This is a genomic window from Bacillus haynesii (assembly GCF_001969855.1).
GTDB lineage: Bacteria > Bacillota > Bacilli > Bacillales > Bacillaceae > Bacillus > Bacillus haynesii.
Window position 1 is genome coordinate 35978 of sequence record NZ_MRBL01000003.1, and the last position, 26331, is coordinate 62308.

Here is a 26331-nt window from a genome sequence, read left to right on the forward strand (position 1 = left end):
ATAAAAATTACTGTTTACTCATACTTAAACAAGGAAATTAAAGAGGAGCGTTATTCTATGCTTGGAATTTTAAATAAAGTGTTTGATCCGACAAAACGCACGCTCAGCCGTTATGAAAAGAAAGCGAACGAGATTGATGCGCTCAAGGCAGATATAGAGAAGCTTTCAGACGAAGCTTTGAAACAAAAGACGATCGAGTTCAAAGAGCGTCTTGAAAAAGGCGAAACGGTTGACGATCTTTTGGTTGAAGCGTTTGCTGTTGTCAGGGAAGCTTCCCGGCGCGTGACAGGCATGTTCCCGTTTAAGGTTCAGCTGATGGGGGGCGTGGCCCTTCATGAAGGGAACATTGCTGAAATGAAAACGGGGGAAGGTAAAACGCTGACTTCCACAATGCCCGTTTACTTGAACGCTCTGTCAGGGAAAGGCGTTCACATCGTGACGGTCAACGAATACCTGGCGAGCCGCGATGCTGAAGAGATGGGGAAAATCTATGAATTTCTCGGGCTGACAGTCGGCTTAAACCTGAACAGCCTGTCTAAAGAAGAGAAGCGCGAAGCCTATGCAGCAGATATTACGTATTCTACGAATAATGAGCTTGGCTTTGACTACTTGCGCGACAACATGGTGCTTTATAAAGAGCAGATGGTTCAGCGTCCGCTTCATTTTGCGGTCATTGATGAAGTCGACTCCATTTTGGTCGATGAAGCGAGAACGCCGCTCATCATTTCTGGACAAGCGGCAAAATCCACTAAGCTTTACGTTCAGGCCAATGCGTTTGTCCGCACGCTAAAAGCGGACCAGGACTACACATACGATGTGAAAACAAAAGGCGTTCAGCTGACTGAAGAGGGGATGACAAAAGCCGAAAAGGCGTTTGGCATCGAAAACTTGTTTGACGTCCGCCATGTCGCCTTAAACCATCATATTGCCCAGGCGCTGAAAGCCCATGCGGCGATGCATAAAGACGTCGATTACGTCGTCGAAGAAGGACAGGTCGTTATCGTCGACTCTTTCACAGGCCGTCTGATGAAAGGCCGTCGCTACAGCGACGGACTCCACCAGGCGATTGAAGCGAAGGAAGGCCTTGAGATCCAAAATGAGAGCATGACGCTCGCGACGATCACCTTCCAGAACTATTTCCGTATGTATGAAAAATTAGCCGGAATGACGGGTACGGCAAAAACGGAAGAAGAAGAATTCCGCAACATCTACAACATGCAGGTTGTAACGATTCCGACCAACAAGCCGATCGCCCGCGATGACCGCCCGGATTTAATTTACCGGAGCATGGAAGGGAAATTTAAAGCTGTCGCAGAGGATGTCGCCCAGCGCTATATGGTCGGCCAGCCGGTTCTTGTCGGAACGGTTGCGGTAGAAACATCTGAATTGATCTCAAAGCTGCTTAAAAATAAAGGAATTCCGCATCAGGTGTTGAACGCGAAAAACCACGAGCGGGAAGCTCAGATTATCGAAGATGCCGGGCAAAAAGGCGCGGTCACCATCGCGACGAACATGGCGGGACGCGGTACGGACATCAAGCTTGGCGAAGGTGTAAAAGAGCTTGGCGGACTGGCCGTCATCGGTACGGAGCGCCATGAATCACGGCGGATTGACAACCAGCTGCGCGGACGTTCAGGCCGTCAGGGGGACCCTGGTATCACCCAATTTTATCTGTCCATGGAAGACGAATTAATGAAACGCTTCGGCGCAGAACGGACGATGGCGATGCTTGACCGCTTCGGAATGGACGATTCGACGCCGATTCAGAGCAAGATGGTTTCAAGAGCGGTCGAATCTTCACAGAAGCGTGTGGAAGGCAACAACTTTGATGCCCGTAAGCAGCTTCTGCAATACGATGACGTGCTTCGTCAGCAGCGTGAAGTCATCTATAAACAGCGCTTTGAGGTCATCGATTCCGATAACCTCCGCTCGATCGTCGAAAATATGATTAAAGCTTCACTTGAGCGGGCTGTTGCTTCATACACGCCGAAGGAAGATCTCCCAGAAGAGTGGAATCTTGACGGCCTTGTCGAGCTTGTAAATGCGAATTTCCTTGATGAGGGCGGAGTGGAGAAAAGCGACATTTTCGGAAAAGAGCCTGAGGAGATCACAGAGCTCATTTACGACCGCATCAAGACGAAGTACGATGAGAAAGAAGAGCGCTACGGCACTGAACAAATGCGCGAATTTGAGAAAGTCATCGTTCTCCGCGAAGTCGATACGAAATGGATGGATCACATCGATGCGATGGATCAGCTGCGGCAAGGAATTCATCTGCGCGCTTACGCTCAGACAAACCCGCTCCGCGAGTATCAGATGGAAGGCTTTGCAATGTTTGAAAACATGATCGCGGCCATCGAAGATGATGTAGCCAAATTCGTCATGAAGGCTGAAATCGAAAATAACCTTGAGCGCGAAGAGGTTATTCAAGGACAGACGACAGCCCATCAGCCGAAAGAAGGCGATGAGGAAAAACAAGCGAAGAAAAAACCGGTCCGCAAAGCGGTGGATATTGGACGCAATGATCCATGCTACTGCGGAAGCGGAAAAAAATATAAAAACTGCTGCGGAAGAACAGAATAAAAAGAGGTGCTAGCCTCTTTTTATTTTGAACCGGCTGAAATATTTGATGAGGTGAAAGAATAATGGAATTGGCAGAAATCAGACAGGAACTTGAAAATATGGCTACTCGGTTAGCGGACTTCAGGGGGTCTCTTTGACCTCGAAACAAAGGAAGCAAGAATCAGCGAACTAGACGAGCAGATGGCTGACCCAGACTTTTGGGGAGATCAGCAAAAAGCGCAGACGATCATTAATGAAGCGAATGCGTTAAAAGACTATGTCAACACGTACAACAAGTTAAGCGAGTCTCATGAAGAACTGCAAATGACACACGATCTTTTAAAAGAAGATCCTGACCAGGACCTGCAAAATGAACTGGTCAATGAGCTGAAAAGCTTAACAAAGCAGTTTAACGAATTTGAGCTGCAGCTATTGTTAAGCGAGCCGTACGATAAAAACAATGCGATCCTTGAGCTTCATCCGGGAGCCGGCGGCACCGAATCACAGGATTGGGGTTCAATGCTTCTCAGAATGTACACCAGATGGGCGGAGCGCCGCGGATTTAAGGTGGAAACCCTTGACTACCTTCCAGGGGATGAGGCGGGAATCAAGTCTGTCACTCTCCTGATCAAAGGCCACAATGCCTACGGTTATTTAAAAGCCGAAAAAGGCGTGCACAGACTCGTCAGAATTTCTCCGTTCGACTCTTCAGGTCGCAGGCACACGTCATTTGTGTCTTGTGATGTCATGCCTGAATTCAACGAAGAAATCGACATTGAGATCCGCACGGAAGATATTAAAGTCGATACGTACAGGGCAAGCGGCGCCGGCGGTCAGCACGTCAATACGACAGACTCCGCCGTCAGGATCACCCACCTGCCGACAGGCGTCATCGTCACTTGCCAGACGGAGCGCTCACAAATTAAAAACCGCGAACGTGCGATGAAAATGTTGAAGTCGAAGCTGTATCAGCGCAGAATCGAGGAGCAGCAGGCACAGCTTGACGAAATTCGCGGCGAACAAAAAGAAATCGGCTGGGGAAGCCAGATTCGCTCATACGTTTTCCATCCGTATTCTCTAGTGAAGGATCATAGAACGAACACGGAAATGGGGAACGTGCAGGCGGTCATGGACGGAGACATTGACTCTTTCATCGACGCATATTTGCGTTCCAAGCTTTCCTAAAATTGTAGAAAGGCACATCCATATTATGCGGATGTGTCTTTTTTTGCGGGTAAATCTCCTGGATATGTACAGCCTAAACCTTAAAAAGCTTTGTCCCTCTGCCGCTTTATCCGTTTAATACGTTATTTGGCTGTTATTTACTTACAATAAGCTAAATGCTATACTCTCGATTGGTAACGAATCGTGCGGGGGATGACAGGTATGAATATGGACAAAAAGAAATATCAATTGTTTACGGCGCTGCGTGACTACGGCTATATCCTATTTGGATCAGCCGTCGTCGCTGTGACATTTAATATGTTTTTGCTTCCCAACCGGATTGCAGCCGGCGGCGTCAGCGGCATCAGCACCATTTTGCAATCGTTCGGCTTTGAAGCCGCCTATGTGCAATGGGCATTTAATATTCCTTTATTTATTGCCGGGGTTCTCATACTCGGAGGAAAATTCGGCATCAAGACGCTTGTAGGGTCTGTTTTTCTCCCGTTTGTCGTATATGTGACGCGGGACATTGCTCCGGCGACAGAGAATCCGCTCTTAGCTGCCATTTTCGGCGGTGTCGGCATCGGAGTTGGAATCGGGATGGTCTTTCTCGGAAGGGGCTCGACAGGCGGCACTGCGCTGGCTGCGCAAATCATTCATAAGTACACCGGGCTGTCGCAAGGCAAATGTTTAGCGCTGATCGACGGAACGATCGTCCTGTCTGCGATGTTTGTTTTTAACATCGAACAGGGATTGTATGCGATGCTTGGCGTTTATATATCAAGCAAAACCATCGATATTATCCAGGTCGGATTGAACCGTTCTAAAATGGCGATGATCATTACCAGCCGGGAAGAGGAAGTCCGACATGCGGTACTGAATAAAATCGACAGGGGGATTACGAAAATATCAGCGGTCGGAGGCTATACAGATGATGAGCGGCCCATTCTGATGTGCGTGGTCGGCCAGACCGAGTTCACAAAGCTGAAACAACTCGTGAAACACATTGATGAGTCTGCATTTGTCATTGCGATGGATGCTTCAGAGGTGCTTGGCGAGGGTTTTAAACGCGCGTAATCGAGGTTATAATAAAGGTTGACTTGTTAAAGGAGCTGACTTAAAAAAATGAAAATGAAGCTGTTTACTCTGTTTATGGCTGTTTCTTTTGTGCTGGCTGCCTGCGGCGGCAATAACAACGAAAGCAAAGAGAAAAACACAGGCGGGCAAGCAACTGCAACGGACGGGGAAGAGATTTACCAGCAAAACTGCACAGGCTGCCACGGTAAGGATTTGGCCGGCGGTTCCGCCCCGAGCTTGAAGGAAGTTGGCGGCAAGTATAAGGAAGGCGAAATTAAGGACATTGTAGTCAACGGCCGCGGCGGAATGCCTGGCAATCTTGTAGACGAAAAAGAAGCTGAAGCGGTCGCCAAGTGGCTTTCAGAGAAAAAATAAGCATGCCTTGCCGGTCAGGAGACGAAGAGAACCTTCTTCACATTCAGGTGAAAAAGGTTCTTTTTTTGTTCAAAAGGTCTTTTGGCCTATTGAAAAACCGAGACAAACAAGTTCTTTTGTCTCAAAAAAGGCCCAAAGTACAAATTTTTTGTCTGATTTTGCGTTTTTCCTATAACTTAGGTCGGCATTGAAACAAAACTGTAATATCATTTTGTCTAATCTTGACGTATAATGGGTGTTGTTGAAAAAGGGCTTGAATCAATACCATTTATCGTGAAATTAGCAGGACACAAAACGACATGCCCTTTCGAAGAGTATGACCGTATAAACATAAAAGATTAGGTGATTACATGATCGAAATAAAAGATGTATATAAGACTTATTCCAACGGGGTCTCGGCGCTGAACGGAATAAGCATCTCTATATATCCCGGGGAATTTGTTTATGTTGTAGGACCGAGCGGAGCAGGGAAATCAACCTTCATTAAAATGATTTACCGCGAAGAAAAGCCTTCCAAAGGGAAGATTGTCATAAACAATAAAAATTTGGCGCAGCTCAAAGAAAAAGAGATACCTTTCATCAGAAGGAAAATCGGCGTTGTATTCCAAGACTTTAAACTGCTGCCGAAGCTGACGGTGTTTGAAAATGTTGCATTTGCTTTAGAGGTCATTGGGGAGCGCCCAGAGGTGATCAGAAAAAAAGTGCTTGAAGTGCTTGATCTTGTCCAGCTGAAGCACAAAGCAAGGCAATTTCCTGATCAGCTGTCCGGGGGAGAACAGCAACGGGTTTCAATTGCACGGTCAATCGTCAACGACCCTGATGTCGTGATCGCTGACGAGCCGACGGGAAACCTTGACCCTGAGACGTCTTTGGAAATCATGAAGACGCTCGAAGAAATCAACAACCGCGGAACAACAGTCGTTATGGCGACTCATAACAAAGAAATCGTAAACACCATGAAGAAACGGGTCATCGCAATCGAAGACGGGGTCATTGTGCGTGATGAAGCTAGAGGGGAGTATGGTTCTTATGATTAGAACTCTCGGACGGCATTTGCGCGAGAGCTTAAAATCTCTCGGGAGAAACGCGTGGATGACTTTCGCATCCATCAGTGCTGTAACTGTTACACTTATCTTGGTCGGCGTATTCTTAGTCATCATGCTGAACGTATACAATATGACATTAAAAGCCGAACAAGAAGTCGAAGTCAAAGTACTGGTTGACTTGACGGCCAACCAGGATCAAAAAAATACATTGGAAAAAGAAATTAAACAAATACCGGAAATCAGCAGTGTCAAATACTCATCTAAAGATGAAGAGCTTAAAAGTCTGAAAGACAGCTTTGGAGAAGACGGGAAATTCTTTGCGATGTTCGAGCAGGAAAATCCGCTGAACGATGCGTTTGTCGTCAAAACAACAGACCCTCAAGATACGCCGAAAGCTGCCAAGAAGCTTGAAAAGCTGACCAACGTCTATAAGGTGACATACGGGCAGGAGCAGGTTGACCGCCTGTTTAAAATAAGCAATGTCGCCAAAGTAATCGGGATTGCATTGGTCATCGGACTGCTGTTTACGGCGATGTTTTTAATTTCGAATACGATCAAAATTACGATTTTTGCGAGACGCAAAGAAATCGAGATTATGAAACTTGTAGGCGCGACAAACTGGTTTATTCGCTGGCCTTTCTTCATTGAAGGTTTGCTCTTGGGCGTATGCGGTTCTATCATTCCGATCGCTATTTTGCTCGGAACGTATCATCATGCCGTTCAGTGGATCGCTCCGAAAGTTCAGGGCACATTCATACAGCTCTTGCCGTACAATCCGTTCGTCTTCCAGATTTCAGCGATTTTGGTGCTGATTGGAGCCGTTATCGGTGTATGGGGAAGCTTGATGTCGATTCGCAAATTCTTAAAAGTTTAAACCGGCGCTTTCGCCGGTTGTATCATGTTTAAAGCTGGGATGCCTGCAAAGCGCCGGGCACCCTTGATTCTGAAGGCAAGGAGGAACCAAGGTTGAAAAGAAAGCTTATGACGCTGGGGCTGACCGCTGTGCTCGGATTGTCGGCAGTGCTGATCCCCCTAAAAAGCAACCATGCTTTAGCTTATGAAGACTTGGAGAAAAAAAAGAGCGACGTCCAAAACAAAAAATCTGAAAACGAGTCAAAGCTCGAAAAAAAGAAACAGGAGCTTTCAGAGCTTGAATCAAAGGAAGCGAGCCTGAAAAGCGAGATCGAGAAAATCGACCGTCAAATGACGAACACGAATGAAAAGCTGGAAAAGAAAAATGAAGAAATCAATCAAACAAAGAAAAGCATCGAAGAGCTGAAAAAGCAAATCAAAAAGCTTAAAGAAAAGATTGAGAAACGCAATAAAATATTGAAAGACCGGGTTCGCTCCATGCAGGAAAACGGCGGTTCCGTTCAATACATAGACGTGCTTCTCGGCTCGAAAAGTTTTGGAGATTTCATCAGCCGCGCGGGTGCGGTTTCGACAATTGTTGAAGCTGATAAAGATTTGATGGAAGAACAAAAGCGCGATCTTCAGCTTGTTGAGGAAAAGGAAACAAAGCTGAGCAAGGACCTTGAAAGCCTTGAAAAAGCGCTTAAAGACCTTGAAGATTTAAAAAAGACGCTCGACAAGCAGCAAAAAGAAAAAGCAAACGTCATGAAAAAAGTGAAGCAAGATAAAGATCACGCACATGAAGAACTTGGTTCACTCGAAAATGAAGCAGAAATTTTAAAGCGTCAGAATGAAGCGATCAAAGCCGAAGAGGCGCATCGGAAAAAGCAGGAAGCTGAAGCGAGCCGCCAGGCTTCAAGCGGTCGATCGGAAGCCACTTCATCTAAACCGTCGGCACCAAGCAGCTCAGGTTTTATCCGCCCTGCTTCCGGCGCATTTACTTCCGGATTCGGAAAGCGTTCGCTTGGGAATCACTTTGGTGTAGATATCGCCAAGCGCGGTTCAGGCGTTCCGATTTATGCGGCAGCCGCCGGAACCGTCTATAACGCCCATTACTCGTCCAGCTACGGCAATGTTGTGTTTATTACCCATAACATCAACGGGCAAACATATCAGACGGTCTACGCTCACATGTCTTCAATTAAAGTGCAGACAGGCCAGCGTGTTGAACAGGGACAAGTGATCGGAACAATGGGAAATACAGGTCAATCCTACGGGCAGCATCTTCACTTTGAAATTCATAAAGGCCTTTGGAACAACGCGAAATCCAATGCTGTTGACCCGGCCAATTATATACCGCTTTAAAAATGAAAGCCGATTCGTCCAGAAATGGACCGAATCGGCTTTTTATCATTCAAACAAGGGTTTTCCCAACATTTATTCTTGTCAGAAAATAACACAAGGTATAGAATGAAAGTGACATCTGTCGACAGTCGACAATTTGAAATAGGGGATGATCCAATGAAAGTATTCAACATTGCCAGCATACCCGGTGACGGTGTAGGAAAAGAAGTCGTACCTGCTGCACAGCGAGTTTTGAAAGCGGTTTCTGATGTTCACGGGGGACTCTCATTTCGATTTACAGAGTTTCCATACAACTGCGAGTATTATTTGGAACACGGGGAAATGATGCCTGATGACGGCTTGGAGCAGCTGAAAGAGTTCGACAGCATCTTCCTTGGGGCGGTAGGAAACAGCAAGCTTGTCCCCGACCATATTTCCCTATGGGGGCTGCTCATTAAAATCCGCCGCGAATTTGAACAGGTCATTAACATTAGACCTGCGAAATATTTGCAAGGAATCAAGTCTCCGCTGGCCAACCCAAAAGATTTCGATCTGCTTGTCGTCAGGGAAAACAGCGAAGGGGAATACAGCTCGATCGGGGGCAGAATCTTCAGAGATGAAGATGAAATCGCCATTCAAAATGCCGTTTTTTCAAGAAAAGGGGCGGAGAGGGCGATGCGCTTTGCTTTTGAGTTGGCGGCTAAACGAAAAAAGCATGTTACAAGCGCAACAAAATCGAACGGAATCGTTTATTCAATGCCTTTTTGGGATGAAGTCTTTGAGAACACGGCAAAGGACTACCCCGATATTACCGCTGATTCGCAGCACATTGACGCGCTGTCGGCCTTTTTTGTAACGAAGCCTGAGAAGCTTGACGTCATTGTTGCCAGCAACTTATTCGGTGATATTTTGACCGATATCGGGGCGGCGATTATGGGAAGCATAGGCGTGGCGCCGGCCGCCAATATCAATGTAAACGGCAAATATCCGTCTATGTTTGAGCCTGTGCACGGCTCTGCTCCGGATATCATCGGCAAAGGAATTGCCAATCCGATCGGCCAAATTTGGACGGCCAAAATGATGCTCGATCATTTTGGGGAAGAAGAACTCGGTGCAAGATTGCTTGCCGTGATTGAAGACGTTCTAAAGAGCGGCTACTTGACGCCTGATATCGGCGGTTCAAGTACGACAGATGAAGTGACAGAAGAAATCATCAAGCGCGTGAGGACCATATAAGCGAAAGCTGCCGCCGCTCCGGCAGCTTTTTTTGCTGACCAATGGAAAATCGATTACATGATACGGGCTGTTTTGGCGCATACTACATCAAGCAACAAAACATAGTGCAGGCAGAAGAGGAGGTACAGGATGAATCAGAAGATTGCACGGCTCATCATTGCGCTCAGCCTGTTATGTGGCTTGGTAACAGGCGCCGGCCCGATTCCGTTTCATGATGTCGTTCCAAAAGCATCAGCGGCTGAAGAAGTTGCAGCCAAAAGCACCGCTAGAAACGAATTGGAGAAAATTGAGAAAGCATATGACCTGATTTCAAATGAATATGTGGAGCAGGTCGACAGGGAAAAACTGTTGGAAGGAGCCATACAAGGCATGCTTTCAACTTTGAATGATCCATACTCGGTTTACATGGATAAACAGACGGCAAAGCGGTTTTCAGATTCCCTTGATTCCTCTTTTGAAGGAATCGGCGCAGAAATCGGAATGGAAGACAGGAAAATCATTATCGTCTCTCCTTTTAAACAGTCTCCGGCAGAGAAAGCCGGATTAAAGCCGAACGATGAAATCATCAGCATCGACGGGGATTCCATGGCCGGAATGGATTTGAATGACGCCGTATTAAAGATCAGGGGCAAAAAGGGATCGACGGTTACGCTGAAAGTTCACCGACCCGGCATGAGAGACCAGCTGACATTTACGATTAAGCGCGATGAAATACCGCTGGAAACGGTGTTTGCCTCCATTAAAAAAGTACAGGACAAACCTGTCGGCTATATCGCAATATCTTCCTTTTCCGAACATACGGCAAAAGATTTTACTGCTGAACTGAAAAAGCTTGAGAAAAAGGGAATAAAAGGGCTCGTTTTGGATGTAAGAGGAAATCCGGGCGGCTACTTGCAAAGTGTGGAAGACATTTTAAAACATTTTGTGACAAAAGATCATCCTTATATACAAATCGCCGAAAGAAACGGAAATAAAAAACAATATTTCTCAAAATTAAAAGAGAAAAAACCATATCCTGTGAGCGTGATCACGGACAAGGGCAGCGCTTCGGCGTCAGAAATTCTTGCAGGTGCATTAAAAGAAGCCGAGGGCTACGACGTGGTTGGTGATCCTTCTTTTGGGAAGGGAACCGTTCAGCAGGCGGTCCCGATGGGAGACGGAAGCAATATTAAGCTGACGCTGTACAAATGGCTGACACCTAAAGGGAATTGGATCCATAAGCAAGGAATTCAGCCGACCGTTCCAGTCACACAGCCTGTATATTTCTCGGTTGGGCCTCTACAGCTGAAGGAACCCCTCAAGCCGGATATGAACAACAATGAAATTAAACGGGCGCAGTTCCTGCTGAAAGGACTCGGGTTTGTCCCCGGCCGGGAAGACGGCTATTACAGTGAAAGCACCAAAAAAGCCGTTATGGCGTTTCAGGCAGAGAACAAGCTGAAACAAACGGGAATCATTGACCAAAAAACGGCAAATACCATGAACCTGCGGATTGAAGAGAAAAAAATGAATGAAAAGAACGATCTTCAGCTGCAAGCCGCATTAAAAGTGCTGTTTAACAAAAAGTGAGGGCAAGGATGTCCTCACTTTTTTTATTCTCAGAAAGTAAATTCTCAATCTTTTTACCTAAAATTTTTGTTTTTTCATAAAAAAAACATTCATAATGAATAGAAATGACCCGATAACATAAGTGTATGGGAGACTTTATAAGGATGTAAAGATGCAGTAAAAATGTAACTTTTGCAAGTTGTATAACAAAGGAAAACTTTTTAAAATAGAACCAAAGCTTTTTCAAGAATTATAATGTGTGCATTTTTTTTGCGGAGAATGTTAGCGCTGTTTGCGTTCTTCGTCTCTGTTGGTGGAGTCGTCTGACGCTTGCGCTTTTCTTATATATAAATAATAAATGGGGGTACACGATTGAAAAGGGCAAGTATTGTGAGAGAGAAAAAATACTATGAATTAGTGGAGCAGTTAAAAGTTCGATCACAAGACGTTACGTTTTCCGCTACAAAGGCAGTAGGATTGCTTATGCTGTTCAGCAGATACCTCGTGAACTACACTTCGGTCGAAAGTGTGGAAGATATCAATGAGGATTGCGCGGAACTTTATTTCAACTACTTGATGGACAACCACAAGCGGCTCGGCATCAATCTGACCGATATCAAGCGGTCAATGCAGCTGATAGGAGATATTCTTGATGTCGAGGTCAATCATTACCTGAAAGACTTTTCTTTGTCGAATGTGACGCTTTGGATGAGCCAGGAGAAATAAACCTCACGTTTACCATACCCAAGCATTTTATTATTTGTTAGAATAATAATAATAAATGCACCAGCTTGCCTAAAGGTGCCAGCATTTGTCGTCACGAATGCGCTTGAAAAGCACCGGCGTTAAAGCATCATGACGAAAGTTTCTGCGGCTGACGGCTCAGGCATCCCGCCTGAACGGCCGCCCGTCATTTCCTCATGCCGACGCTTTAGACAAGCTGGGTTTCCCTAAAATATCCAACGTTAAAAAGCTGCTGTATTTAAGGCGGCCTGAAATGCTTGGCTGAGGCGGTGAACGTTCCCTTGTCTGTTGAAGAAAGCTTAATTGAACTTTTAAAAGGAGCAGGATTGTTCTTTTTGCACCCGCTCTTCTATTTTATGATGATCATGAGTCTTGCTTACGGCTATGCCCGGATCAAACGTGAAAGAAAGACATTCCATACGCGTATTGAAGATATTTATGACGAGTTCAAGTTTACATATTCCAAGGGACTTCTGGCAGGACTCGTTCTGTCCATTGTTTCGTTCGGCTTAGGGCTGTATCTTCCGATGGGCATGCTGGTTTTAATAGCGGCATTCAGCGTTGCCGCAGCTTTAACTTTCAGACAGAGTCTGCTGTCAGCGGCATATACGCTTGGCGTGAGCATCGTCGTTGGTTTATGTATTGAATACACCGGTTTCGGAGCGCTTGACGCGTTTCTGCCGCAACTGTCCCTCGCGAATTGGCCGGCTGCTGCCGTCTTGCTCGGACTTCTGTTGGTGGCGGAAGGAGTGCTCGTCTATAAAACGGCACATGTCAAAACGTCCCCTGCGATCGTCATGAGCACAAGAGGTCTCCCAATCGGACAGCAGATTGCGGGCAGAACCTGGCTGCTGCCGTTGTTCATTCTCATTCCGGGACATGCGATCGAATCATCGGTTCCGTGGTGGCCCGTTTTGTCATTTAACGGCGGCTTTGAGCTCCTGTGGATTCCGTATTTCATCGGCTTCGGCCAAAGGGTTCAAGGATCGCTTCCGATTGAAAGCATTAAAATTACAGCGAGGCGCATCAGCGTGCTTGGTATCATCATTCTGCTGATCGCGGCAGGAAGCGTATGGTGGACTCCGCTTGCCGCTCTTGCCGCGGCAGCGGCGATCGCAGGAAGAGCCTTTTTATCCTGGAAGCAGCGGATGAACGACAATTCCGCTCCTTTCCATTTTTCAAAGAGAGACCAGGGGCTGATGGTTCTCGGGATTATTCCGAACACGCCGGCAGCCGGTCTCGGTCTCAAGATCGGCGAAATCATCACGAAGGTCAACGGGATTGAAGTGAAAAATGCGGCGGACTTCTACGAAGCGCTTCAGAAGAACCGGGCTTTCTTCAAGCTTGAAGTCGTCGGTTTAAACAATGAAATTCGTTTTGAACAAAGAGCTTCATATGAAGGGGAGCATCATGAGCTCGGCATCATCTTTGTAAAAGAAGAGGATGCGGTGATGAAGCATGCCGAGGCAGCAGCCTCAGCAGAAACAGAATAACCGATGTTAAAAAAGCGCCGCTTTCAGGCGCTTTTGCTTTTGCCTTGTGGGAAACTTTTGGTTGTCTTTTACAAAACGTTCCGCTAGGATGATGGATAGAACGGATTGAAGGAGAATGATTGATGAAAAAGGCTTTTCTCGCCGGTGCTTTCGTTTGTTTGATAGCTGTATTGGTTTCGGCTGCGGCCGGGGATTGGACGTTGATTTTCAAAGTTTCAGGAGCCGCCGGCCTAGGCGCAATTCTGTTATCTGCTTTATGTTCCGGCGTATTTGTGAGCGGTGACCGGTTTAGGGGAAATCACGATTCGGAAACGAAAGAGCACAGGGAGTGGAACGGCAAGCTGGCAAATGTGCTCGCCATTTTTGCGATGCCGAACCTCCTGGCCGCCGGAATCTCGTTCTTTTTCGCCTTTTAACGTCTGATTTTCGAATAACGCGGCATGATGATGGACAAAATGAATGAGTGTCCATGTTTGTCCGTTTCTTTGTTCTTTAATATAATCGAATAAGATCAAGAAACGTAAGGAGGGTTTTTGTGTTTACAAAAGCCGTTTTTGCACTGATATTTCCTTTCTTGCTTGTCTTGTTTTTTACAAGGGTGACCTATAACCATTACGTCGGGATTGCGCTCACTGCAGCGCTGTTGTTCGCTTCATATTTAAAAGGATATACGGAAACCTTTTTTATTGTAGGACTTGATATCGCCTCGCTCGTGGCCGGTTCGCTCTATGTGGCGAAAAAGGTGGGCGAAAAGAAGGAAGACTCATAGAACCGTAAGGATGATTGCCGTGAAGCCCTGCTTTTGATGCCAAAAAGGAGGGGTTTTTTGATAGATCAGGAATGGTCGGCTTTTGTGGAAAAACACAAAAACCGAACTTTAGTTCGTATTTTTGCTTTGGGTGTGTTAAAATAATAAACAGGAAGATTTCGTAAAGAAACGGAGGCTTTTTTGTGAACGACCGCTTTGAATTAGTCTCGAATTATCAGCCCCAGGGGGATCAGCCGAAAGCGATTGATCAGCTTGTCAAAGGAATCAATGAAGGCAGAAAGCATCAGACGCTTTTGGGGGCAACCGGTACAGGAAAGACGTTTACGATGTCAAACGTGATTAAAGAAGTCAACAAACCGACTCTCGTCATCGCCCACAATAAAACGCTCGCCGGGCAGCTGTACAGCGAGTTTAAAGAATTTTTCCCCAACAACGCAGTCGAATATTTTGTCAGCTATTATGACTATTACCAGCCTGAGGCTTACGTGCCCCAGACTGATACATTTATCGAAAAAGATGCCAGCATTAACGATGAGATTGATAAATTAAGGCACTCTGCCACGTCAGCTCTTTTTGAACGCAAAGATGTCATCATTGTGGCGAGTGTCTCTTGTATTTACGGCTTGGGTTCTCCGGAGGAATACAGGGAACTGGTGCTCTCGCTCAGAACGGAAATGGAAATCGAGCGGAATGAGCTGCTCAGAAAGCTCGTTGACATCCAATATGCGCGGAATGATATCGACTTTCAGCGCGGAACATTCAGGGTGCGCGGCGATGTCGTCGAGATCTTTCCGGCTTCAAGGGATGAGCACTGCATCCGGGTTGAATTTTTCGGGGACGAAATCGAACGGATCAGGGAAGTGGATGCCCTGACAGGCGAAATTTTAGGGGAGAGGGAACACGTCGCGATCTTCCCGGCTTCCCACTTCGTCACACGCGAAGAAAAGATGAAGAAAGCGATCATAAACATTGAAGAGGAGCTGGAAGAGCGCCTTAAAGCGCTTCGTGAAGAAGGCAAGCTCCTTGAAGCGCAGCGTCTGGAACAGCGGACGAGATACGATTTGGAAATGATGCGCGAAATGGGCTTTTGCTCGGGCATCGAAAACTATTCAAGACATCTGACGCTTCGTCCGGCAGGCTCGACTCCATATACGCTGCTCGATTACTTTCCGGATGATTTCCTGCTGGTCATCGATGAGTCGCATGTCACCATGCCGCAGATCAGAGGAATGTACAACGGAGACCAGGCGAGAAAACAAGTTCTCGTCGATCACGGTTTCAGGTTGCCTTCCGCTTTGGATAACCGTCCGCTCAGGTTTGAAGAGTTTGAAAAGCACATTCACAACATCGTGTATGTGTCGGCTACGCCGGGGCCTTATGAACTTGAGCATACGCCTGAAATGGTAGAGCAGATCATCCGGCCGACAGGGCTGCTCGATCCGATCATTGAGGTAAGACCGATTGAAGGGCAGATCGATGATCTGATCGGCGAAATCCAGCAGAGAATCGAGCGGAATGAACGCGTTCTCGTCACTACGCTGACGAAAAAAATGTCCGAGGATTTGACGGATTATCTGAAGGAAATCGGAATCAAGGTCACATACCTGCATTCTGAGATTAAAACGCTGGAGCGGATCGAGATCATCCGCGACCTTCGCCTCGGCAAGCATGACGTTCTCGTCGGCATCAACCTGCTGAGGGAAGGACTCGATATTCCGGAGGTTTCACTTGTCGCCATTCTTGACGCAGACAAAGAAGGCTTTTTGCGGTCTGAGCGTTCGCTCATCCAAACGATCGGCCGCGCCGCCAGAAATGCCGAAGGCCGCGTGATCATGTATGCCGACAAAATCACCAACTCGATGGAAATCGCAATCAATGAAACGAAGCGCCGCCGCGAACAGCAGGAGGCCTATAATGAAAAACACGGCATTACGCCGAAAACGATCAACAAAAAGATCAGGGACGTCATCCGGGCAACTCATGCTGCTGAAGAACAGGAAGAATATCAAGTGAAAGAGGAGCCGAAGCTTTCGAAGATGACGAAGAAAGAGCGGGAAAAAGTGATCGCTCAAATGGAAAGCGACATGAAGGAAGCCGCAAAAGCGCTTGACTTTGAACGTGCCGCTGAGCTTCGCGACTTGCTCCTAGAGTTAAAATCGGAAGGATGAATAGAGAATGGCAACGAAACGAATTGAGGTGAAAGGTGCAAGGGCCCACAATCTGAAAAATATCGATGTCTCTATTCCGAGGGATCAGCTTGTCGTGCTGACAGGTCTTTCGGGATCAGGGAAATCATCCCTTGCGTTCGATACGATATATGCAGAGGGGCAACGGCGCTATGTCGAGTCTCTCTCCGCCTATGCCCGCCAGTTTTTAGGACAGATGGACAAACCCGACGTTGATGCGATTGAAGGCCTGTCGCCGGCGATCAGCATCGATCAGAAAACAACGAGCCGGAACCCTCGGTCGACAGTCGGAACGGTGACGGAAATCTATGATTATCTCCGGCTGCTGTTTGCCAGAATTGGAAAGCCGGTTTGCCCGGTTCACGGCATTGAAATTACTTCGCAAACGATCGAACAGATGACGGACAGAATTTTGGAATATCCCGAGCGCACGAAGCTACAGGTGCTCGCGCCGGTCGTCTCTGGAAGAAAAGGTTCGCATGTGAAAGTGCTCGATCAAATCAGAAAGCAAGGCTATGTAAGAGTCCGGATCGACGGCGAAATGAATGACCTCTCAGAGGACATCGAGCTCGAAAAGAATAAAAAGCATTCGATCGAAGTTGTCGTCGACCGCATCGTCATAAAAGAAGGCGTGACCGCCCGTCTCACAGACTCGCTCGAAACGGCGCTCCGCCTCGGCGAAGGCCGCGTGATCATCGATGTGATCGGACAGGAAGAGCTGCTTTTCAGCGAACATCATGCCTGCCCGCACTGCGGTTTTTCAATCGGTGAACTCGAGCCGAGAATGTTCTCTTTCAACAGCCCGTTCGGCGCGTGTCCGAGCTGCGACGGCCTCGGGTCCAAGCTGGAAGTCGATATAGAGCTCGTCATCCCAAACGATGAGCTGTCGCTAAAGGAGAATGCGATTGCACCTTGGGAACCGCAGAGCTCCCAATATTATCCGAAGCTGCTTGAAGCGGTATGCAGCCACTATGGAATCGATATGGATGTTCCGGTCAGGGAGCTGCCGAAGCACCACCTTGAAAAAATCCTCTACGGCAGCGGAGGCGAGCAGATTTATTTCAAATATGAAAACGACTTCGGACAAGTCCGGGAAAACTACATTGAGTTCGAAGGCGTCATCCGCAATATCGAAAGACGCTATAAAGAAACCAGCTCGGATTACGTTCGTGAACTGATGGAAAAATATATGGCCAATCAGCCGTGCCCTTCATGCAAAGGCTACCGTCTGAAAAAGGAATCCCTCGCCGTGCTGATAAACGGCCTTCACATCGGTAAGATAACCGAAATGTCGGTTTCTAACGCCCTTCAATTTTTCCGTGAACTTGAACTTTCGGAAAAAGACATGAAGATCGCCAACCTCATTTTGCGGGAGATTGAAGAGCGGCTCGGATTTTTGAACAATGTCGGGCTTGACTATTTGACGCTCAGCCGCGCTGCCGGCACTCTGTCGGGGGGAGAAGCGCAGCGGATCAGGCTTGCAACGCAAATCGGCTCAAGGCTGACCGGTGTCCTCTACATCCTTGATGAGCCGTCAATCGGTCTTCATCAGCGCGATAACGACCGTCTGATTGAGACGCTCAAAAACATGAGGGATATCGGAAACACATTGATCGTCGTCGAGCATGACGAGGATACGATGCTTGCCGCCGATTATTTAATCGATATCGGACCCGGCGCGGGCGTACACGGGGGAGAAGTGATCTCCGCCGGAACACCGGAAGAAGTGATGAACGATGATCAATCGCTGACAGGGCAGTACCTCTCAGGGAAAAAATTCATTCCTCTTCCTGCTGAGAGAAGGAAGCCTGACAACCGTTTTATCGAGGTAAAAGGGGCAAAGGAAAACAACTTGAAAAATGTTTCGGTGAAGTTTCCGCTCGGCGTGTTCACAGCTGTTACCGGGGTATCGGGATCAGGGAAAAGCACGCTCGTCAATGAAATTCTCCACAAAACGCTGGCTCAGAAACTGCATCGGGCGAAGGCGAAACCGGGAGAGTACAAAGATATAAAAGGAATCGAGCACCTCGATAAAGTGATCGATATCGACCAGTCTCCGATCGGCCGGACGCCTAGGTCAAACCCGGCCACATATACCGGCGTGTTCGATGATATCCGCGACGTGTTTGCCCAAACGAATGAAGCGAAAGTCAGAGGGTACAAGAAAGGGCGCTTCAGCTTTAACGTCAAAGGCGGGCGCTGTGAGGCCTGCAAAGGCGACGGAATCATCAAAATCGAAATGCACTTCCTGCCCGATGTATATGTTCCTTGTGAGGTTTGCCACGGAAAGAGATACAACCGTGAAACGCTTCAGGTTACGTACAAAGGTAAAAATATTTCTGACGTGCTTGAGATGACGGTCGAGAATGCCGTTCAATTTTTTGAGAACATCCCGAAAATCAAGCGCAAGCTGCAGACCCTGTATGATGTCGGTCTTGGCTATATTACGCTCGGACAGCCGGCTACAACGCTTTCCGGGGGAGAAGCGCAGCGGGTCAAATTGGCATCTGAACTTCATCGCCGTTCAACGGGAAGATCCCTTTATATTTTGGACGAGCCGACGACAGGACTGCATGTCGATGATATCGCAAGGCTTCTGGCCGTTCTGCAGCGCCTGGTCGATAACGGAGATACAGTGCTTGTGATCGAACACAATCTCGATATTATAAAAGCTGCTGATTATTTGATCGACTTGGGCCCTGAAGGCGGAGACGGCGGCGGGATGATCGTGGCTGCAGGACCTCCCGAAGAAGTCATGAAAGTCGAAGGGTCATATACCGGCCGCTATTTAAAACCGATCATTGAACGCGACAAAAACAGAATGAAGAAGCGGCTTCAAGAAAAAGAAGCTGTCAGACCGTAAAGAAACATGCTGCCGGTGTCACGTCGGCAGCTTTTTCAATGGCCGAATGATCCGCGGCAAGCTTTGTTTAAAAGATTTTCATTGCTCTTTTACTCAATAGCTGTTATAACGTAAAAAAACAAACAATAAAGGGGGATGGGGTGATGAAGATTGATCGCATGGATCATTTGGTACTGACGGTAAAAGACATTGATGCGACATGCGAATTTTACATCCGTGTGCTGGGGATGGACGCGGTCACTTTTCGAGAAGGAAGAAAAGCGCTGACATTCGGCAGCCAAAAAATAAACCTCCACGAAGCCGGAAAAGAATTTGAGCCGAAGGCACAGCACCCGGTGCCCGGCTCCCTTGACCTGTGTTTCATCACAAATACAGGCATTGATGATGTGATTCGTCATCTGGAGGGGCTGTCTATTAAGATTGAAGAAGGCCCCGCAGAGCGCACGGGCGCTGAAGGGCCGATCGTTTCGGTTTATATCAGAGATCCCGACGGAAATCTGCTAGAAATATCAAACGAACTTCGTCAGAACGATTAACGTTCAGTCCGGCTGATGTGTTTGGCCGCTTCAATCATACTGTTTAAAATGTGGGTGCTGCTGCTGTTCAGCAGAACCTTTAAATAGCGGATTTCGCTGGAAAGCGGAGGAGCGGAATTGATCGCTTCCAATCGGTTCACGATCTCCTGATTCATCCTTTTTTGTTCCTGAATCAGACTAAGAAGCTGGGAGGCGGATGAGGCGTATACTTCCGATTTCTGTTTCATAACGCTCGCTCCTTTTCATTGGTTTTGCCACATATTTTAAAGGGTTATAAAAAAAGAATCTATTCATAAAATCTAAAAAAATCAATTCGCGAAGTTTGACGCACGCCGATCGAATGAAAATGAAACCTAAAGGCCATGATACACGTAAACTGAGTATAAGGTCACTGTACATTAGACTTACAAGAACGGTTACATGATGAGGAGTGTTATGTATGACGAGAAACAACGCGCTGATTTCAGCAATTTGTTATTTTAGTGTTTTTTTTGCCCCGCTTATTTTGCCAATCGCTGCGTATTTTATAACAGATGATCAAGAAACAAAAAAGCATGCGATGCGTTCGCTTATTTCGCATATTATTCCGTTTATAAGCGTAGTCATATTGGCAGCAGGCGCGATCAGCGGTACGCTTATCTTTAATGATGGCGGTTATTTGGCGGTCATTTTTATGATCGGAGGTTTCGTTTTTTTCGGGATCATCAGTTTGATTATTGTGGTCTGGAACGTTGTTCAAGGGATTAAAATGCTGACTCAGGCCTAAAAGAAGGAGAACGGGGGAGCTTTTCATGAAGCATGAGAAAGAGCGAATATTAAAATTGGTCGAGGAAGGGAAGCTGTCCGCGAAAGAGGCGCTGATCCTGATCGAAAAACTTGAAGAAGACTACAGGGAAACCGAGAGCAAGGTGACAGCTTTATCTGAGGATGTCATTGATTCGGAGGATTTCTACAGTGAAAAGAAAAAAGAACCGAAGCCTTCGATCGGTTCCAAACTGTTCGAATGGATTGATACCGCTGTAAAAAAAGTAAAAGAAGCAGACTTGGATTTGAATTTCGGGCACTCGTTCGATGTCCAACATATATTCCAGTTCAAAGACACCGATTTTTCGACTCTGGATATTCAGCTTGCCAACGGCAGCGTCAACCTTGTACCGTGGAGCGATTCCGACATCAGAGTCGAATGTCAGGCAAAAGTGTACCGGGCCGAAAATCAGGATGAAGCAAGGCAGGCTTTTCTCCAGCATATCGACTGCGGTGTGGAAGGCGATAAGTTCACGATCCGTACGGAGAAAAAAACAATGAAGACCAACCTTACCGTCTATATACCGGACAAAGAGTACGGCAAAATCCGCTTTAAGCTGTTTAACGGCCCGGTCAGAGGGGAACATTTAAACGTAAAAGAGCTGTCTGCCAAAACGACAAACGGCGTGCTGTCGTTCTCTGCACTCACGGCAGGAAAAGCTTCATTGGAAACTGCAAATGGACAAATCAAACTTACCGACCATACTTGCGGAGAGATTGAAGCGGAAACCATCAATGGATTGATCGATCTTAAAGGTTCATGCGAGGCGCTTGACCTGCAGAGCTTTAACGGCAATATTGCTGCAACAGTCAAAAATCCGCACTGCCGGACAGCATATGTGAAAACAACGACGGGAAGCGTAGAGCTGAATGTTCCACGGGACTGCGCGGTAACAGCGGAGCTGAAAAGCAATCTCGGTTCTCTGTCTCATGATCTGTCAGATGCGGAAATTTTAAAGGAAAAAAACGAGACAATCCAGAAAGAAATGTATCTAAAAGCAAATCAAAATCATGATGATAGCATGACCGTGTTTTTGGAATCGAAGACAGGATCGATCCATTTAAACCATACACAGGAGTGATACAATGAAAAGGCTATTTCGATCCGAAACAGACAGAAAGATTGCCGGGGTCGTCGGGGGTCTTGCTGAATATTTAAATATGGATGCGTCATTGCTGAGAATCATTACGGTTCTATTATTTATATTTTCGACCGGATTTCCCGTTCTGCTGATTTATATTGTCTGGGTATTCCTAGTGCCGAATGAAGGGGAAGTCAACAGATGATGAGATGGATCATAAACGTTCTTGTCAATGCCTTATTATTAATCGTCATTGCCGGTTACTTTGATGCGGTTCACGTCAGAAGCATCGGGGCAGCCATTACGGCAAGCTTGATTTTATCCATCTTAAATATGTTTGTGAAGCCGGTGCTGGTGATTTTGACGCTGCCTGTCACAGTGATTACGTTAGGTTTATTTTTGTTTATCATCAATGCGATCACTCTTTATATGACCGCGTCCATTATGGGGGACAATTTTGACCTGGACGGCTTTGGGACAGCCATTTTTGCGTCGATCGTCCTGTCGGTTTTCCACTTGCTCATTCAAAAAGCAATTATCGAACCGATGTCCAAAAAATAAGCTGAAGTCTGATGAATCATCAGGCTTCTTTTTTTTCGCCCGAATGTCTCTTTCATAAAAATGATCTGTAAAGGCAAAATACGAAAGGGAGGTAGACGATGAAAAAGTACAGAAATCGCCAAACCCTTTTGTTGTTGGCCGCAGTTTTATTTTTTGCCTTGCAGATGCCGATTTCGTCCGCAGCGGGAAAACAGCATATTCAGCCTGGTTCACCGGTCATCAGGCACACTCCTGTTGAACAAGTGAAAAAAGGAGATGACTTATATTTTTCCGCGCATGCGGCCGCCGACACGGTCATTCTGTATTACAAGCAGCATGACGAATTGCCGTATCGGGCGATTCCGATGGAAGTGGAGCCGGGCAAACAGAACGGCTATATTGCCAAATTAGAAAGCGAATCCATAGCATCCGACAAAGTCCAGTATTACATTGAAGCTCAAGCCGGTGATTCCTCTGTGAAGACCGATGTGTATACTGTCGCCCTGAAAGGCATGCGTACGGATACACAAAACCTTCCGGAGCTGCTGATCACGGAAATGGTTGTCGACACATCAAACAGCGGTGTAAAAGATGGCTATGAATTTATTGAAGTTTATAACAATACCAATAAAGCTGTTCATCTGAACAGCTACAAAATCAAATACGGACATCCCGAAAAGGGCAAGGAATCAGACGCCATCTGGCCTTTTGAACAAGATGATGTGACGATTCCCTCCGGCCAAACTCACGTGTTTTGGGTAAAAAACCGCTCAAACGGGCATTTGACGGAAGATGATTTCAATCAGCATTACGGTGTTCACCTTCGTGAAGGCAAAACGCTATCTGTTCTCAAAGGGAGCGGCATGGCGAATACCGGGCCGAGAGAAGTGATCATCTGCACAAACAGCGGGGAAGAGGTCGCATCCGCCCGTTATCAAAGTGAGCAGGATAAAAACGATGTCGCTAAAAATAAAGCGCTTCTTTATCGATATCCGCTGGACGGAACGAAGCATATGAAAATCATATCGGCCGGGGAAGAAAAACCGTCGCCTGGTTCACTTCTGAAGGCGCAGGTTCCTTCACAGACGGTGACGGTTATGCCGGATAGAGAAAAACCGGAGATCCATGACATGACGGATCATCAAGCGGTAAAACCGGGAGAAACGATCCAGCTCTTAGCTGATATGAAAGACAATCGGCAAGTGAAACAGGCGCAGTTTTTCTACCGCATGAATGATGATGAGCCGTTTACTGAAGTCCGTGTTGAAAAAAGCCGTAATGACGGCCTGTACCGCCACAATATCTACTTTGCCGAGCTCATTGGCAAAGAAAAAGTGGAGTACTATATGCGGGCAGCTGATGGATCAAATGTCACGTCGACTGAAAAGAAAACGATACCGCTCGAACAGCGCATTTTGAAGGGACTCAGGCTGAATGTAAGCGAAGGCGGAACCGTTTCCGGAAAAATGCTGCTGAAAGCCACGTCAGAAAAGCCGCCTTCTGAAACGACAATTCGTATTGACGGGATTGAACAAAAAGAAGGTGAGCCGGCGCTTGAAAAAAAAGCCTACTTTGCTTTCGATGTCAATCAAACGAATCTGTATTTTAAAAATGCTGTAACGATCGGCAAGAGGGTTCAAAAAGTTTTTGACGATTCGCGCCGCCGGTATGCGACAATTACGGTCCCGGTTTCTCCGGATGAATTTAAAAAAGGAAAGCCGTTTGCAATTAAAGTTCGTTCAGGCACGAAATCAACACCATTTGAACAAACTGCAGAAGAAAACAGGGATGATTTTGTCCTCAAGAACCCCCGCCTCATACTAGCGGATGGGACCATCATCCGCGATGAGCGGTACGACGATCCGAAAGCCGAACTTCCGGCCGGTGACGGCCCTGGGGCGCATGAATGGTATGAATTCCATTTTTCGATTCCGGAAGCCAAGTTTGCATCGCTCGCTAGTCAATGGCATACACGCGCCTGGGATGAAGGGCAGCACATCGTTGAAGCGGAGAATGGCGAAGAAAGGCTCATCCGTAGGGTGACGGTCGATAACACAGGTCCTGAGATCAAAACGTCATTAAAAGACGGCAGGACGTATAAAGGATCGTTTGAGATCAATGCGGCCGCACACGATAAATGGAGCGGGCTGAAAAGGATAAAAGCCTTTCTTGACGGCAAAAAGATTGCGCTTCCCTATCTCGTATCTTCTGCCCTTCTGGATGCGGGAAAGCACGAGCTGAAAATAAAAGCGGAGGACAGCGCCGGCAACCTATCAATCGTGAAAAAGGTATTTTATATTAAAGAGGAAAAGCCGCACAAGCCCGCCCAGGTCAAAAATGCACCCGGCAGCACACATGCTAAGCTGGCCGTACGCGTCAAGGACCCGACAAAAGATAAGATGAAAGTGTCATTCCATCAGGGGTTTCAGTACACAGTAAAAGATGAAAAGCATGTTGATGTGTCAGCGAACGAGAGCGGGACGGAACCTCCGCAAAGCTTTGCGGTCAGCGGGGAAAAGGCGCTGACAAAAGAAGAGCGCAGCGGCATGTCCGCACTTGACGGAAAAGGTTTTGAAACGTCATCAACAACAAAGTTTCCGTACCATCGCTTTGATGTAAAAGTGGATGAAAATACGGGGCCGAACGACAAGGTAGAAGTGCTGTGGCGCGGCAGTTCGCTTCCTGGCAGAAAAGTCTCCATGTTCGCCTGGAATTGGACCAGCAAGAGATGGGAGACGCTGACATTCCATGTTGCAAAGGATGACAAACCTTTTACCCTCAAAGGAAGTATAAAAGCTGCCGATTATATTCGCCAATCCAAGGCGAGCATCATCATTCAGGATCAAATTCAGCTTTCGCAAAATGACTATACATTTGTGTGGATGTCTGATACGCAATATTATTCGGAAAGCTATCCGCACATTTTTGAACGTCAGGTCAAGTGGATCGCAGAACAAAAGGACAAGCTGAACATTCAGTACGTCTTTCATACGGGGGATCTTGTAGATGAAGCGGATCAGCCGCTGCAATGGAAGCGCGCCGATCAGTTCATGAAAGTTCTCGATGACAATCAAGTTCCATACGGCGTGCTGGCGGGCAATCACGATGTCAGCCATAAAGACCGGTCTTACTTGAAATTCGGCAAGTACTTCGGGGAAAGCCGTTTTAAACAAAAACCGCATTACGGCGGGTCTTATCAGAATAACAAAGGCCATTACGACCTCATTTCCAGCGGGGGCAACGACTATATCATGGTGTCGATGGGGTGGGGAATCGGAAAAAAAGAACTGCAGTGGATAGATGATGTTCTGAAACGCCATCCCGACCGAAAAGCGATTTTGTCATTTCACGAGTTTTTGCTTGTCAGCGGAAGCAGAAGTCCAATCGGGGAGAAAATATTTGAACAGATCATCAAGCGGAATCCGAATGTGATCGCCGTGTTAAGCGGTCACTATCACAGCTCAAACTTAAAAGTCGACAAGCTTGATGATGACGGGGACGGCAAACCGGATCGCAAGGTTTATCAAATGCTTGCCGACTATCAGGGCGGTCCTGAAGGTGGCCAAGGTTATTTGCGAATTCTCCATGTGGATCCGAAGCATGACACGATCCATGTCAAAACGTATTCGCCATATCTTGACGACTATAATTTTTATGATCCGCACCAATTCGGCCCGAAAGACGAATTCAACATCAAAACGGATCTGAAACCGCGGAAGAAAAAGGTTAAAACCGATTATTTTGAGCTGAATGTCTTTTCGAACAAGGAAATTGGGGAAGCAAAAACAGTGAAAAGCGGAAAGACGGCTTCAGTAACGTGGAAGGATTTGCAGCCGAATACAACCTATTTCTGGTACGCCGCAGCTTCTGATCAATACGGCGGCAAAAGCAGGTCTCAGATGTGGAAATTGACGACAAAAAATGCCGGTTTGAAATCCTTTTTAATAGATCAAACAGCCGAGGCGGGCTCGGCCCTGAGGCAATTGTCGGGGAGCCCCCCGCCGGCCGGCATGATTTTAAAGCAAGGGACAAACCTCCCAATTGCAGAAATCAGCTTGTGGCTGGCGGCGGTTTTCATTTGTGAACGTAAAAAGCATTTGTTTTCCTAAG

General features: G+C 46.9%; 22 protein-coding genes. 21 read left to right on the forward strand and 1 reads right to left on the reverse strand.

The window, feature by feature from the left end; all coding sequences use genetic code 11:
* Positions 1-57 precede the first annotated feature (57 nt).
* From secA to BTA31_RS02325, 16 genes are all read left to right on the forward strand, one after another.
* The gene (secA, locus tag BTA31_RS02245; RefSeq protein ID WP_076788744.1) at positions 58-2583 is read left to right on the forward strand and encodes a preprotein translocase subunit SecA; all 2526 of its coding nucleotides are present in this window, start codon (positions 58-60) and stop codon (positions 2581-2583) included.
* Positions 2584-2645: 62 nt separating this feature from the next.
* A protein-coding gene (gene prfB, locus BTA31_RS02250; RefSeq protein WP_142243742.1) for a peptide chain release factor 2 occupies positions 2646-3747 on the forward strand; the annotation gives its coding sequence in 2 pieces (ribosomal slippage) (positions 2646-2717 and positions 2719-3747; 1101 coding nt in all).
* A gap of 201 nt (positions 3748-3948) precedes the next feature.
* Complete coding sequence (locus BTA31_RS02255; protein WP_076788746.1) at positions 3949-4803, forward strand: YitT family protein; 855 nt, start codon at positions 3949-3951, stop codon at positions 4801-4803.
* A 48-nt stretch (positions 4804-4851) separates the two neighbouring features.
* Positions 4852-5178: a cytochrome c551 gene (gene cccB, locus BTA31_RS02260; RefSeq protein WP_043926672.1), complete on the forward strand. Its 327-nt coding sequence runs from the start codon at positions 4852-4854 to the stop codon at positions 5176-5178.
* A 350-nt stretch (positions 5179-5528) separates the two neighbouring features.
* On the forward strand, positions 5529-6215 hold the full coding sequence (ftsE, locus tag BTA31_RS02270; RefSeq protein WP_043926671.1) for a cell division ATP-binding protein FtsE: 687 nt from the start codon (positions 5529-5531) through the stop codon (positions 6213-6215).
* Positions 6208-7098: a permease-like cell division protein FtsX gene (gene ftsX / locus BTA31_RS02275; protein ID WP_043926670.1), complete on the forward strand. Its 891-nt coding sequence runs from the start codon at positions 6208-6210 to the stop codon at positions 7096-7098. The genes ftsE and ftsX overlap by 8 nt, the downstream gene beginning before the upstream one ends.
* Positions 7099-7190: 92 nt before the next feature.
* Positions 7191-8441 (forward strand): murein hydrolase activator EnvC family protein, encoded by a 1251-nt coding sequence (locus BTA31_RS02280; protein WP_043926669.1) that lies wholly within the window; start codon positions 7191-7193, stop codon positions 8439-8441.
* Between the two features lie 156 nt (positions 8442-8597).
* Positions 8598-9656, forward strand: a complete 1059-nt coding sequence (locus BTA31_RS02285; protein ID WP_076788747.1) for a tartrate dehydrogenase — start codon at positions 8598-8600, stop codon at positions 9654-9656.
* A 129-nt stretch (positions 9657-9785) separates the two neighbouring features.
* Positions 9786-11225: a carboxy-terminal processing protease CtpB gene (gene ctpB / locus BTA31_RS02290; protein WP_076788748.1), complete on the forward strand. Its 1440-nt coding sequence runs from the start codon at positions 9786-9788 to the stop codon at positions 11223-11225.
* A 351-nt stretch (positions 11226-11576) separates the two neighbouring features.
* Positions 11577-11930, forward strand: coding sequence for a swarming motility protein SwrAA (gene swrA / locus BTA31_RS02295; protein ID WP_003185659.1), 354 nt, complete (start codon positions 11577-11579; stop codon positions 11928-11930).
* Between the two features lie 299 nt (positions 11931-12229).
* On the forward strand, positions 12230-13441 hold the full coding sequence (locus BTA31_RS02300) for a PDZ domain-containing protein (protein ID WP_076789008.1): 1212 nt from the start codon (positions 12230-12232) through the stop codon (positions 13439-13441).
* Positions 13442-13563: 122 nt separating this feature from the next.
* Positions 13564-13857, forward strand: coding sequence for a DUF5316 domain-containing protein (locus BTA31_RS02305; RefSeq protein ID WP_076788749.1), 294 nt, complete (start codon positions 13564-13566; stop codon positions 13855-13857).
* Between the two features lie 119 nt (positions 13858-13976).
* Positions 13977-14210 carry a CsbA family protein gene (locus BTA31_RS02310; protein ID WP_043926665.1) on the forward strand — a complete coding sequence of 78 codons (234 nt, stop codon included), beginning with the start codon at positions 13977-13979 and terminating at the stop codon, positions 14208-14210.
* 182 nt (positions 14211-14392) lie between these two features.
* Positions 14393-16378 (forward strand): excinuclease ABC subunit UvrB, encoded by a 1986-nt coding sequence (gene uvrB / locus BTA31_RS02315; RefSeq protein ID WP_043926664.1) that lies wholly within the window; start codon positions 14393-14395, stop codon positions 16376-16378.
* A gap of 7 nt (positions 16379-16385) precedes the next feature.
* Positions 16386-19259: an excinuclease ABC subunit UvrA gene (gene uvrA, locus BTA31_RS02320; RefSeq protein ID WP_076788750.1), complete on the forward strand. Its 2874-nt coding sequence runs from the start codon at positions 16386-16388 to the stop codon at positions 19257-19259.
* Between the two features lie 143 nt (positions 19260-19402).
* Complete coding sequence (locus tag BTA31_RS02325) at positions 19403-19795, forward strand: VOC family protein (RefSeq protein ID WP_204513328.1); 393 nt, start codon at positions 19403-19405, stop codon at positions 19793-19795.
* Here BTA31_RS02325 and BTA31_RS02330 read toward each other — a convergent pair.
* Positions 19792-20022: a hypothetical protein gene (locus BTA31_RS02330; RefSeq protein WP_043926661.1), complete on the reverse strand. Its 231-nt coding sequence runs from the start codon at positions 20020-20022 to the stop codon at positions 19792-19794. The genes BTA31_RS02325 and BTA31_RS02330 overlap by 4 nt on opposite strands.
* A 212-nt stretch (positions 20023-20234) precedes the next feature.
* Between BTA31_RS02330 and BTA31_RS02335 the strand changes: the two genes are divergently transcribed.
* The 5 genes from BTA31_RS02335 to BTA31_RS02355 all read left to right on the forward strand — a co-directional run bounded on the left by BTA31_RS02335 (position 20235) and on the right by BTA31_RS02355 (position 26330).
* Positions 20235-20561, forward strand: coding sequence for a DUF4870 domain-containing protein (locus BTA31_RS02335; RefSeq protein ID WP_043926660.1), 327 nt, complete (start codon positions 20235-20237; stop codon positions 20559-20561).
* A gap of 25 nt (positions 20562-20586) precedes the next feature.
* Entirely contained in the window at positions 20587-21681 is a 1095-nt protein-coding gene (locus BTA31_RS02340) for a DUF4097 family beta strand repeat-containing protein (RefSeq protein WP_076788752.1), read from the forward strand.
* Between the two features lie 4 nt (positions 21682-21685).
* Positions 21686-21886 (forward strand): PspC domain-containing protein, encoded by a 201-nt coding sequence (locus tag BTA31_RS02345; RefSeq protein WP_043926658.1) that lies wholly within the window; start codon positions 21686-21688, stop codon positions 21884-21886.
* Entirely contained in the window at positions 21883-22242 is a 360-nt protein-coding gene (locus BTA31_RS02350) for a phage holin family protein (RefSeq protein ID WP_043926657.1), read from the forward strand. The genes BTA31_RS02345 and BTA31_RS02350 overlap by 4 nt, the downstream gene beginning before the upstream one ends.
* Positions 22243-22340: 98 nt before the next feature.
* Positions 22341-26330, forward strand: a complete 3990-nt coding sequence (locus tag BTA31_RS02355; protein WP_076788753.1) for a lamin tail domain-containing metallophosphoesterase family protein — start codon at positions 22341-22343, stop codon at positions 26328-26330.
* Position 26331: the final 1 nt, after the last annotated feature.